Origin of the sequence: Methanosarcina sp. MTP4 (genome assembly GCF_000970045.1) — an archaeon.
In the GTDB taxonomy this organism is placed as follows: domain Archaea; phylum Halobacteriota; class Methanosarcinia; order Methanosarcinales; family Methanosarcinaceae; genus MTP4.
Window position 1 is genome coordinate 849214 of record NZ_CP009505.1, and the last position, 12013, is coordinate 861226.

11 protein-coding genes and 1 tRNA gene are annotated in these 12013 nt (G+C 46.9%); 7 read left to right on the plus strand and 5 right to left on the minus strand.

The window, feature by feature from the left end; translation table 11 throughout:
- Positions 1 to 295: 295 nt before the first annotated feature.
- Both MSMTP_RS03830 and MSMTP_RS03835 read left to right on the plus strand, forming a co-directional pair.
- Positions 296 to 367 (plus strand) — tRNA-Arg (locus MSMTP_RS03830).
- A gap of 84 nt (positions 368 to 451) precedes the next feature.
- Entirely contained in the window at positions 452 to 682 is a 231-nt protein-coding gene (locus tag MSMTP_RS03835; RefSeq protein WP_197076134.1) for a hypothetical protein, read from the plus strand.
- A gap of 631 nt (positions 683 to 1313) precedes the next feature.
- Here the strand turns inward: MSMTP_RS03835 and gltA are convergent.
- Positions 1314 to 2738 carry an NADPH-dependent glutamate synthase gene (gltA, locus tag MSMTP_RS03840; protein ID WP_048177903.1) on the minus strand — a complete coding sequence of 475 codons (1425 nt, stop codon included), beginning with the start codon at positions 2736 to 2738 and terminating at the stop codon, positions 1314 to 1316.
- Between the two features lie 25 nt (positions 2739 to 2763).
- Positions 2764 to 3609, minus strand: coding sequence for a sulfide/dihydroorotate dehydrogenase-like FAD/NAD-binding protein (locus tag MSMTP_RS03845; protein WP_048177904.1), 846 nt, complete (start codon positions 3607 to 3609; stop codon positions 2764 to 2766).
- A 360-nt stretch (positions 3610 to 3969) separates the two neighbouring features.
- On the opposite strand from MSMTP_RS03845, the gene MSMTP_RS20130 reads away from it, so the two are divergent.
- The 4 genes from MSMTP_RS20130 (at position 3970) to arsM (ending at position 5695) form a co-directional block, all read left to right on the plus strand.
- On the plus strand, positions 3970 to 4098 hold the full coding sequence (locus tag MSMTP_RS20130; RefSeq protein ID WP_255351009.1) for a hypothetical protein: 129 nt from the start codon (positions 3970 to 3972) through the stop codon (positions 4096 to 4098).
- 157 nt (positions 4099 to 4255) lie between these two features.
- Positions 4256 to 4384, plus strand: a complete 129-nt coding sequence (locus MSMTP_RS20135; protein ID WP_255351010.1) for a hypothetical protein — start codon at positions 4256 to 4258, stop codon at positions 4382 to 4384.
- 178 nt (positions 4385 to 4562) lie between these two features.
- Positions 4563 to 4871: a helix-turn-helix transcriptional regulator gene (locus tag MSMTP_RS03850; RefSeq protein WP_231582905.1), complete on the plus strand. Its 309-nt coding sequence runs from the start codon at positions 4563 to 4565 to the stop codon at positions 4869 to 4871.
- Between the two features lie 74 nt (positions 4872 to 4945).
- Complete coding sequence (gene arsM, locus MSMTP_RS03855) at positions 4946 to 5695, plus strand: arsenite methyltransferase (RefSeq protein WP_048177906.1); 750 nt, start codon at positions 4946 to 4948, stop codon at positions 5693 to 5695.
- A gap of 38 nt (positions 5696 to 5733) precedes the next feature.
- Here arsM and MSMTP_RS19620 read toward each other — a convergent pair whose 3' ends face one another.
- Entirely contained in the window at positions 5734 to 5937 is a 204-nt protein-coding gene (locus MSMTP_RS19620) for a hypothetical protein (protein ID WP_048177907.1), read from the minus strand.
- A 1-nt stretch (position 5938) separates the two neighbouring features.
- Between MSMTP_RS19620 and MSMTP_RS03865 the strand changes: the two genes are divergently transcribed.
- Positions 5939 to 6907: a NosD domain-containing protein gene (locus tag MSMTP_RS03865; RefSeq protein WP_048177908.1), complete on the plus strand. Its 969-nt coding sequence runs from the start codon at positions 5939 to 5941 to the stop codon at positions 6905 to 6907.
- A gap of 223 nt (positions 6908 to 7130) precedes the next feature.
- Here the strand turns inward: MSMTP_RS03865 and MSMTP_RS03870 are convergent, their stop codons facing one another.
- Together MSMTP_RS03870 and MSMTP_RS03875 are read right to left on the minus strand one after the other, a co-directional pair.
- Complete coding sequence (locus MSMTP_RS03870) at positions 7131 to 7709, minus strand: sarcinarray family MAST domain-containing protein (RefSeq protein WP_048177909.1); 579 nt, start codon at positions 7707 to 7709, stop codon at positions 7131 to 7133.
- Positions 7710 to 7711: 2 nt separating this feature from the next.
- Entirely contained in the window at positions 7712 to 11929 is a 4218-nt protein-coding gene (locus MSMTP_RS03875; RefSeq protein WP_231582906.1) for a hypothetical protein, read from the minus strand.
- Between the last annotated feature and the right edge of the window lie 84 nt (positions 11930 to 12013).

A 12013-nucleotide genomic window follows, 5' to 3' on the forward strand; every position in this document is an offset into this window, starting at 1 on the left:
TTGCTAATTGTTATTAAATTTTATCAAAATATTATGTTTTACTCATATTATATGGATTATTTATGCCATTAATTATTATATTTATTAAAATTAGTATTCACAATGGTTTGAATTCTTTAGAAGGAGCAGGATTTTCAAAAATGGGTTTATCAGAATTCAAAAGTCAAGTTCAGCCTTCAAGCTCAACATCCAATATCTAAAAAATCAGGAATTATTTTGGCAGGGCGAGGATTAAATTTATAAGCTACTTAGCACTATAGACAGCCAGTTAGACCCCGAGGGGTTTACATGATAAAGGCCTGTGGTGTAGTGGATATCACTGGGGCCTCCGGAGCCCCGAACCTGGGTTCGATTCCCAGCAGGCCTGTCCTGATTTCTTTAAAAAAGTATCCGGGTTTACATTCCCGGATTTTTTTAAGTTTTCTGTCTTATTTTTATGGTTCTGGTTTTTATGGCAAGAGGAAGAGGAAGGAGAAGAAAATCCGGCACTTTTGATAATTTTTCCCGGAATATGCAGCGTCCTGTTATGAAAGCCGGAGGAAATGATATTTCACTCCTTCAGGTGTTGCTCATATCAATTATCCTGTACTTCTTGCTAAGGTTCCTGCTGCCTCTGATCTGGGTACTCGCTTTAATCGTTGCCCTGGTTGTGCTTATTAAGGTAGTGCTGAAAATGCTTTGATCTTTCTGTCACACGATTTTCCGAATAAATCCCTAAATTGTTTTCCTGAATCCTGCATTTTAGCCATTAGTCTATTCCCTTCGGTCACCACGCTACCTTTAATAGTCATTTGTCTATCTCTTTTAGTCATCCTGGTGTATATTACAGTTGTCAGTATGACCTTTTTATCCATTCAAATGATAATTTTGTCCATTCTGGTGCCCTTTCTGTTATTAGTCTTTATATTCAAAATGTTTCAGTGTTTGAATTCAATTTTCATGTGTCATTTTTGGAAAAAGCTGTCTGCTTCGCAGCCGATGGAAGCTCTGCAACCTGATAAGTAGCTCAAAAAAGGTTTTCAGGGATAAGTTGATGCCGGGTTTACGTTTGCTTCGTTCGGGTGCAGGGCTTATAAAATGGTTGAAAAATTTAATCTGTTTTGTGACCCAAACTTTGGAATCGAAGCATGGAGCATGAACTGGTGTACTGGGAACTAATGTACAAAATCTGACGATGTATGCAGGGCAACGAAAATTAAGGATTCAGGGATTAAAAATAGTTCAGGAACCGGAATAATTCCATAAATTCAAAAAATATTTGAGAAATGAGGGGCTGAAAAAGTTTTTCAGCTCTCTGTTCTCCTGTTTTTATTTCATTTTTCCTTCAAATACTCGTCAATAGCCTTTGCAGCCTTTTTCCCTGCACCCATGGCGCTGATCACGGTTGCGGCTCCTGTCACGACGTCTCCGCCGGCAAAGACTCCGCACTTGGAGGTCGCTCCGGTTTCGTCTTCAGCAACTACGGTGCCTCTCCTGTTCTGGTCCAGTCCTTCGGAACCTTTGAAAATTATCGGGTTCGGGGAGGTGCCGATGGCTATGACTACCACGTCGGCGTCGATGATGAATTCCGAGCCTTCTACCGGGACAGGGCTTCTCCTGCCTGAGGCGTCGGGTTCACCGAGTTCCATTTTGATGCATTCGATGCCTTTGACGTTGAATTTGTCATCGCCAAGGATGCGGGTCGGGTTTGCAAGGAGCCTGAGGGTGATACCTTCTTCTTTTGCGTGCTCGATTTCTTCCCTGCGGGCGGGCATTTCTTCCTCCCCGCGGCGGTAGACGACACTGACTTCTTCGGCACCCAGGCGGAGAGCCGAGCGGGCAGAGTCCATTGCAACGTTTCCTCCCCCTACGACTACCACATGCTTCCCGCGCCTGACCACGGTATCGTAGTTCGGGTCGTAGGCTTTCATGAGGTTTACCCTTGTCAGGAATTCGTTTGCGGAATACACGCCGTTTAAGTTTTCGCCTTCAATACCCATGAACTTGGGAAGACCTGCACCCGTGCCCAGGAAGACTGCGTCGAATTCCTCGCAGAGCTCGTCCAGGGTCTTGATCCGGCCGATGATGTAGTTGGGCTTGATCTCAACGCCGAGTCGTTTGATGTACTCGACTTCCTGCTTTACGATCTCCTTGGGAAGCCTGAACTCAGGGATGCCGTAACTCAGGACTCCTCCGGTTTTGTGCAGGGACTCGAAGACTGTTACTTTGTGCCCCATTTTTGCCAGGTCGGCTGCGGCGGTGAGGCCAGCAGGGCCCGAGCCCACAACTGCCACTGTCCTGTCCGTGGGTTGCGGGATTTCGGGGGCACCGGGGGCACCGGGGGCACCGGGGGCACTAATGTCTTTTTCGCGCTCGTAATCGGCACAGAAACGTTCAAGCCTTCCGATGGCAACGGGTTCACTCTTCTTCCCGAGTACACAGAGGGCTTCGCACTGGGACTCCTGGGGACAGACCCTGCCGCAGATCGCGGGGAGAGCATTTGTAGCCTTGATCTTTTCAATTGCCCCTTCAAAGTCTTCTTCACAGATCAGCTTGATAAAGCCCGGGATATCCACATTTACGGGGCAGCCTTCCACACATTTAGGCTCCTTGCAGTTAAGGCAGCGGGAGGCTTCTGCAATTGCATCTTCTTTCGAATAGCCAAGAGCCACCTCATCGAAATTTCCTGCCCTGACCTCAGGGGGCTGCTCGGGCATCGGAGTCCTGGTTTTCTGTTTCTCACCTGTTTTCTCGCTCATTTTGAGTCCTCCTTCACTCCCAGTTTTAGTGCAGGCCGCACCTGCATTTATGTTCGTATTCTTCTGTGGCCTTTGCCTCATCGTCCCGGTACATGGAAAGCCGGTTCATGAGTTCGCCGAAGTCCACCTGCCGTGCGTCGAACTCGGGCCCGTCCACGCAGGTAAACTTTGTCTCCCCACCTACAGTCACCCTGCAGCCGCCGCACATGCCCGTGCCGTCCACCATGATGGAGTTAAGGCTGACCAGGATTTCCACATCGTAAGGTGCTGCCATTCCCGCGCCTACCTTCATCATGATGGGGGGGCCTATAATCACTACCCTTGCCACCGGTTCGTCGCTGTCCAGGATATCCTTCATGATCTCGGTCACGAAACCGTGGTGCCCTTTGGACCCGTCATCGGTTGCAATGAACAGTTCGGAGCTGGCTTCCTGCATCTCAGCTTCAAGGATGAGGAGGTCTTTGTTGCGGGCGCCGATAATGGTGAGTACCCTGTTGCCCGCTTCTTTGTATGCCTTTGCCTGGGGATAGATCGGAGCAACCCCTACCCCGCCTCCAACAAGGATGACCGTTCCCAGTTTCCTGATGTCTGCGGGAGTCCCAAGGGGTCCGACAAAGTCTTCCAGGGAGTCCCCTGCGGAAAGCTTTCCAAGCTGCTTTGTAGTCTTGCCCATTTCCTGGAAAATTACGGTGATTGTTCCTTTCTCAGGGTTGAAGTCCGCAATCGTAAGGGGAATCCTTTCCCCCTCCTCATCTATTTTCAGGATTATAAACTGTCCGGCTTTTGCAGCCTTTGCCACGTCCGGGGCATCGATGACCGTCCGGTGCACCGACGGGGCGATTTCTTCCTTCTCAAGTATTTTATATGCCATGTGATCACATTTTCCTGATAAAACGTATCTGGTGAACAAAGTGAATAGATAAACTTAATTCTGGCGGATTTTCAGGCGGGAATCTTTACCCGGGAGCTTTCCCGCCCGGACTTTCAACTTATAATGGCTAATGGGATATATATTCTCCCAAATAATTTTTATTTATTTTACATGTTTTGCTTCTTTTTTTGCCCACTTTCTTCTTAATTTTTGGCTGCCTGCTTTTCCCGCACGAAATTTAATGAATCCTTGCCAACTGTTTCTCTTTTTTCAGGCCAGTCACAAAAATTTAATAAATCTCGTTGGTATATTTAGTTAGGGGATAAATCCCAGTCTAAGTTTGTTTAAGGGGGTGATAGAATGGTTGAAGAGGAAAAACAAGAAACCGAAAAAGCAGAACCTGAAGTTGCAAAAGTCAGTCCTATACATTTGGAAGATGAACGTGGGGGCAAAAAGAAGCACCTTTTGAGTTGTGAGAAGACTCAATAAATTGCCAGAGCGGTTCAGAGGTCGAGTAAATCAGCATCAATACAGAATCATGAGCAAGCTGGAGATTTAAAATTCCGGAAATTTAGTGCTATTAGTTAGCTTGGTGCTATAAGTTAGCTTAATACTTTATTTGTTATTGATTAAGGGGGTTTTTAAGATGACAGAGGAAAAGAAAGCAGAAGAAAAGGCGGAAGAGAAAGCAGAGGTAGCGCACGTTGAACCCATTCACCCTAGTGAAAAGGAGCGTGGGGGCAAAAAGAGGAGTCTCCTCGATACCTGCAAGTAAAAAATATCTTCATTTTTCATTTTTTGAGCCATATCGTTTTTGATTTTGTTTTTGATTTTGTTTTCAATTTCGATTTCAATTTCGATTTACTTTCTTCATAATGAGCAATGCAGGTATTTCTCAAAACTTATATATTCTTATATGCGCATATATGCATACATCTATGATTGGAAATAAAGTGAAATTTTTCAAAGCACTTGGGGACGAAACAAGGCTCACTATTCTCTCCTACCTGCTGAAACACAACTACTGCGCCTGCGATTTCACGCCTTTTACCGGGAAAACCCAGACCACGGTTTCAAAACATCTGAAAGTGTTGCTTGAAGCCGGGATCTTGAAGTATGAAAAGCGGGGGCGCAATATCATTTACAGTATCAGGGATGAGGATACAAGGGAATTGCTGCTGGTCCTCGGAATCGGAGAGCTGGAACCTTGCTGTGAAAGGCAGGAAGGTTCTCCGGGATGTTGTAAGGGTCTGAATGACTGACGAGAAACAGGGATTAAAAATAGCTGGCGAGAAATGGAGATTAAAAATAGACCGCGGAAAATGGGGATTAAAATATGGATTCCAGTGAAAAAAAGCAGATTATCAAGCTGAAATACGGTGAAATTGCAATGTCAGGTGGCTCCTGCTGCTGCAGCAGTGAGTGTTGCGGAAATACTGGCACTGAAGAGATCTCGAAAAGCCTCGGTTATTCCGGAAAAGAAGTCGGTTCAGTTCCTGAGGCCAACCTGGGGCTGGGCTGCGGGAACCCTACGGCTTTCGCAGAACTTAAAGAAGGGGACCTGGTCCTGGACCTGGGTTCAGGTGCCGGATTTGACTGTTTCCTGGCTGTGCAGAAGGTCGGGAACACCGGAAAGGTCATCGGCGTTGACATGACCGAAGAGATGGTGGAAAAGGCCAGGGCAAATGCCCTGAAATACGGATATCCGAACGTTGAGTTCCGCCTGGGGGACATCGAAGCCCTTCCTCTTGACTCTGGTTCGGTGGACATTATCATCAGCAACTGCGTAATCAACCTCGCCCCTGACAAAGAAAAGGTTTTCAGGGGAGCTTACCGCGTCCTGAAGCCGGGGGGAAGGATGTACATCTCGGATATGGTCCTTCTGGCTGAACTTCCTAAAGAGATGCAGGAAAATGAAGACCTTCTGGTAGGCTGCGTGGCAGGAGCGGTCCTTAAAGAGGAGTATCTCAGGCTTTTGAAAGAAGCTGGTTTTGCCATTGAAATCCTGGCAGAAGATTCCGATATCAGTAACAGGCAGTATGGTGGGCTTCCGGTTGAGAGCCTCAAGTTAAAGGCTTTGAAGTAAACTATATAGGATTTGAAGCCGTTTATATTACTATTCAATTATTCTTTTTCGTGGTCCGCGTATTCAAGGGTTAATCCTCTGAATTCCCGGACCTTTTCGAATTTGGGGAATAGGAGTCCGAAGACCCGGATCTTCTTGAGGGTGATACTACTGATAAGTATACAAACAGCAAAAATCTGTTTTATCGTAGCTTCCGTATTTTTGATGCTGAGCGCAGGCTCTGCGGCTGCAAGGAGGATCACTGTGGGGGATGACGATTACAAGGACTATTCTTCTATTCAGGAGGCTGTGGATGCCGCGAAGGCCGGGGACATTGTATATGTTTACAGCGGACTTTACAGGGAAAACGTGGACCTTGAAAAGGAAATTACCATCCGTTCGATCTCGGGCACTCCGGAGAATTTCATCGTAAAAGCTAAAGACCCCGGTGACCATGTTTTTCACGTTAAGGCCAATAATGTAACGATAAGCGGCTTTTCCATAAAAGGAGCTTCTGGCCCGGAAAAAGCAGGGATTTATCTCGAAAGCACCCGTGGGACCATGATAAGCAACAACAGGCTTTCGGACAACCGCCTCGGGATCTTCCTCAGTGACTCGAACACCAACATGCTGAACGTTAACGAAATTTCGGGAAACGATGTTGGAATCTATCTTCAGGCTTCACGGGATAACTGGGTCATTAACAACAAGGCAAAGGAAAACGTCCGGAAAGGAATCTTTTTGCAGGCATCCGATGAAAACCGGCTTACAGGAAACATTCTGCTTTTAAATGATGAATTTGGCCTCGTGCTCACGGACAGCAGCAAGAACCTCATCTACAACAATTTCTTCCAGAACGCTGCAAACGTAGGCTACGACGGAATAAACCTTGAAAACGTCTGGAACACAGAAAAGAAACGGGGGACCAGTATCGCAGGCGGTCCCTACACAGGTGGTAACTACTGGACAGATGCCGAAAGCACGGCTCTCTGCATCGGAGAAGACAAAAACGATGACGGTCTCTGCGATGTCTCATATGACCTTGGAGAAGGCAACATCGACCATATGCCCCTCATCCTCAGCAGTACCCGGGTCCAGGCTTCCCCTTACATCCTTACTCTCCCGCTTCTCGTATTTGGCATATTCAGTCTCTGGCTTGTTGTATTCGTAACCAAAAAAGTAATGGGCTGGGGAGAAACCCTCGACCACGATTTCGATGACGACGATGAATGAGTTTTGTAAAAACGGGCTTTTAATTTTTCGTTGGATTTTTTCCTGCCCCATGAATCCGTTTTTTAATTTGATTTTCAGGTACCGACGTTCTCAACGGCCGCAGAGCGGAGCGAAGCGGACGGCCTTTCCCAAATATTAATATCTGGAAATTATAATTGAACCCCGTACCTGTTTTCTGATTAATTGACACTTTTAATCCCGGCTGTCCTGGAGTAACAAATTTTCAGCGGCGGGATGCCGCTAAAGCTACTGCCAGGAGGGCACCAAAGGTCGTGAAGGCCGGAGCTGATTCCGGGGAGGTTCCGGTTTCTGCTGTAGTTTGGGATGGGGTTTCGCCTTCGTAGTATTCGTTAGAAATGTAAGGATAGGCGACTGTGAATTCTCCCTGTACCAGAGGTTCATCTTCACCAAAATTATGTATTTGATACCAAATATTTACAGGCATAGTTCCACTTTCCCATTCCCCCGTAGGCTTTAGCGTCCATTCAAAAGTGTACGTTCCTGGATCCATGGATTCAAAATATAGCTTCTTATCGAACTCAGAAGGCCCCTCTATTACTTCATAAGGAGTGCCTACCCTCAGACTGCAAACTTTTATAAATAATATTGATTTTTGATTCAATGTCAAATCTATTTTTACCTTAACGGGCTCTCCGATTTTTAATGTAGGTTTAGCTACTTCTTTACCCGGTAAAAAATTGTCATTGAAGTATACATCTATGGAACCATATTGGGAACTCGCTGAAGCAACGTTTGTTAATATAAGAAGTATAATTCCAACAATAACAATCTTTAATTTCATAATTATTCTCCAAAATTTTCGGCAAGAGTTTTGTATCCAATTGATTTCTCTGTAGAATCCCCTGACTTGTCTCCAACACCTTTTGGACCGGGGCCAACTATTGTTGTAGAATATCCCAAAAATTGGAATGTTATTGGAGTATTATCTCCTACATATTTCCCATTATGTACAATTGAATCATCTTTTCTAATGTATACTTGGCCTTTGTGGCCAAAGTAAGGTTTAAGAATAACATCGTTATCGTTGTCTGTGACTTTAAATTCTTTATACATTCCAATTACATCATAAGTCCACACATTAATTGTAAACACCCAGTGCGGCGGCAGCACCGGCAGCCCGCATGGCACTGCCTTCATAGCTATCTGGAACTTTTTTGAGACCATTTCCGCAGTTTCCCCACTGAGTTCATCTAAACTTTCATTTGCCATTTCTTTCAACTCGCCATCAATCTGCTCGAAGCACTCGTCGATCAAGACGCCTTTATTCACCGTTATTTCGCAGATCCCGTCGGCTACCCCGATTCGGACGTCGGTGTCTACCCTATTCAGAATTGCATCCAGTTCATCGGCTTCAATAGAGGGATTTGAGTTTTTGATTTCGGTTTTTATGAGGGCGGAGGTTTCGGCCGAGAGGTTGCCATTTGAGGACTTTTCTATTATTTCGTCTGTGGAGAGGCTTTCGAGGTATTGTGAGGTGATAAGCTTGACTTTATCTTCTTCGATCAGGTCCGAGATGACGGGGTTTGCGCTCACTTCGGCTGCAATTTCTTCGATTACGTTGCTTTTCAGATCCGTTGTGTAGGTGCGCTTCAGGTTGTAAATTTCAATGTCAAGGGCTGTGCTGTCTAGGGCTACCCCCTGTTCGGTCAGGTTCTCTTCAAGGAGGAGGACTTCTTCGTTCAGGACGGCGATACTCTGGCTGATCTGCTGGGCGGTTTCGGTTTTTACATATTCATTGCTCGAACCTATGGCGTTGGCTATTTCTTCGGAGATTCCGGTGGTGAATATGCAGGTATTCCGGACGCCCAGGGGGTAGATTGTTCTCCCGGTCATCTCGTCGGCCCATTCGAATTCCCCCTTCAAATCAAAGTCCGGGTCATGGTAGAGGTAGTTGGGTTTCTGGTCCACGATCAGGGTCATGTTTTCGGTCCAGTTGTATTTGCTTTCGGGCTGGCCGGTGACGGTCATGGTGCTGATGATGCCCATCTCTTTTCCGAGGGCTGATGCAGCCCTTTCCATTGCAGGGTTATCGAAAAGGGTCAGGGGGCCGGAACTAACACTTTCCAGCATGCTGGTGTCCAGGCCTTTTTTCTCAAGCATGTCAATTATATAGGAGTCTAGTTCTGAGTCTAGTTTTTCGTTTTTCTGCTCGATATCCAGGATGAGTTTGTTGTAGGCTTCATTTCTTGCGATGTAGCGGGCAGAGTCGCTGGAAGTGTACATCGAGCCCGTGGCATTGAGGTGCTGATCCTTATTTACGTAGCTTTCCCGCTTAGCTTCAAGATCAGAAACGAGCTTTTCGGCAGTTTCGACCTGCAGGTCTGTTGGGTCCTGGCCGGGGTTGTCAAGCAAGGAGTAGCTGAAGGTGGGATTGTCTTGTTCGATTGAGTCAAGCATCCTGAGGACTTCTTCTGCCATCAGTTTGTGGAGCCAGGGTGGGATGTCACAGGAAACGGCGTGAGGCGGCAAGGGTTTCTCGTTGGTGTAAACCCAGAAATCACGCTCTATTGCCAGGAGGTCCACATGCTCTGCCCGGTATTTGTCGGCGGCATCCGAACAGCAGGGGTCAAACCTTTCAGCGCCTCCTATGGCAATGGTTGTTTCCCTGTATTCCCTTTCCGTCGGGTCCGTGTAGGTGGAAAGGCCGGTGTAGCCTCCGGTTGGGGGAAGTTTGTGGAAGATGATTGTCAGGTTCTCAGATTCCGTTTCGCTGTGGTAGGGGGTTTCGGAATCTGTTTTACCTGTTGTTTCCGAGTCCGAGCCGCTTGACGTGTCAGAGTGATGTTCGTAGATCTTGCCGGTTTTATTTACTGGGTCCCTGTATCCTTCAAAGGTTCTCCACTCGTACTCGTACTTGTAATTGTAATCTATCTCCCAGCGGGTGTTTATTTTGTAGTATATATTATAGCGGACGTTCCAGTCAAAAATGTGGTCTTCACTGTTCAGGTATCCGTCTTCCCGGTTCTCTGCAATAATCCGGTCTTCTCCGGCATAGTCGTAGTTTGGCTCGACTCTTACGTCACTAATCTCTACGGACTTCAAATTCACCGAAGCGCTCGTGATCCACCAGCTATCCACATGCCCTTTCGGGGGGTCGATTGAAGGGCTAACGGATTCAGAATAGGAATTCGTGATCGAATCGCTCCAGGCATAGGTAGGTACCAGTGATCCTATATGAGTGCCAGCCGCAAGATAATCCGAGTCCCAGCTGACAGTGTGCGAGCTGTATGAAACCGAACTCCGGTCAAAATCCGCATTAATAGCGGAAACCAGGGGGTCAGGGGAATCAAAGCCGTCCCTTAGCACCTGCCCCTGAACAGGAGCTGTGTAGACGCTTTCAGTAACGTCGTGGATAAGGTCCGGGTTTTCAGGGGTCCATTCCCGGTCATTGAAGACCCAGCCGTCTATAACCCCCTCCGTGTAGTCTGAGGCTGCAACTTTTATTTCCGAATATTCCGCGATTTCCTCGTAGGAGGTATCAGCGTCTGTAAAGGAGTCTTCGATCCCTTCTTCAATGTCAATGTTAAAGGACTTGTTTTCTGAAAGGGAATCGTAAGTTGTTGACAGGTTCACCTCTTTATCTTTCTCATAGATGTCTGTGAAAGAGGTTGAGGTATTGAAATCTAAGTTTGAGTCCGAGTTTGAGTCCGAGTTTGAGTCTGAGTTTGAGTCCGAGCTTGAATCCGAGTTTGAATCCGAATCAGATTCAGACTCAGCCGTCTTTCCGATCTCCCTGGCCGAGTTCACGTCTTCGTACAGCACCTTCCCGTTGTAGTAGGTGGTGTAGGTCAGAGCTAGTGGGTCTACCGAATCAAAAACCCTTTTCTGGGTGTAGATCGTACCCGCGTTGACAGCGCTTGCTAGGGCAGGATTGGTGAGGATGTTCAGGGGTCCGTTTGCGTAAAACTGCCAGGGACCATAGGCAAAGGTCCTCAGGTTCATTGCCCCGAGCACGATGTTAGGTGCAGAGTCCAGGTTCGCTGAGTTTTCAAGTTCTTTTTCGTATTCCCGGACAAGTTCTTCCAGAAGAGGTTCTCTGGAAGGAATCAGGGTGGAGATATTCATACTTCTGTTGAAAGTTTCTCCCGATTCCAGGTTCACAAGAGTGTAGTTAAGGTCCGGGATTTCAAAGATGTAATAGATCGTGTAGGTCTGGTCGGTAGGGTTGATTTCCCGCTTCAGGGTCCCGTTTACTTTGTGGATTTCGAGCTTTTCGGGCGTCAGGTCGGGCTGCACGTTGATCGCATACTCCCTGAAGGTATGCATGTTGCCCTGGTAGTTCTGGGCAAGCAGGCGGTTCATGCAGTCGATTGCGATATCCTTTACAGGGCTGACCTCTATCTGGAACCAGTCCGAAGCTTTTGTTTCATTCCCGTAATAGAGTTCGATGGAGGCATAACCGGATTCTGCTGTTTCGGGTACCTCGACGTATTCGTCAAAGTATACTTTTTGAAGAAAACCCGTGGCCTGCCCGTAGTTCACATTTTTGATTTCGTTTCCTTTCGAGTCCTCTACAATCAAAATGACGTCCTTATTTTTCCAGAGGGCTTCGATTTTTCCCCAGACGTCCGAGGGCAGGGTTATGGAAATCTTAAGCACGTCTCCCCTTTCTAGGTTCTGGTTTTGCGGGACCACCATAAAGCCGTCTTCCATTTTTCTTTCAACCTGGGTCCCCTCGGGCTGGATCACCGGGTGTTCCCCCTGCCATTCCAGGGCTTCTATCCCCGCATAGTTCAGGCAGCGGGCAAGGTCTGCTGCGGCAAGGTTGACTGAAGTCTGTCTGGGGTCATTTTTTTCGGTGGTATAGATGGTCTCGGCAATTTCAGAGTCCATTTTTACGAGGTAGACGGAAGTGAAGGTTGCGGCAAGGACGATGAAGATCCCGATCACAGCAAATGGGATGTAGGCCTCGGTATTGTGTAATATGGACGGGTTTTTCCTGTCCGAGACTCTCTTTTTCGATGCACCATTTTCAGATCCCTGGCTCATTTTCCCTGCCATTTCCCCCACCCAACAGAACAAATTAATTTCTAGTCGGTGTAAAATTATTTAAGACTTTTCTGCCTAATTATTTTATTAAGTTTG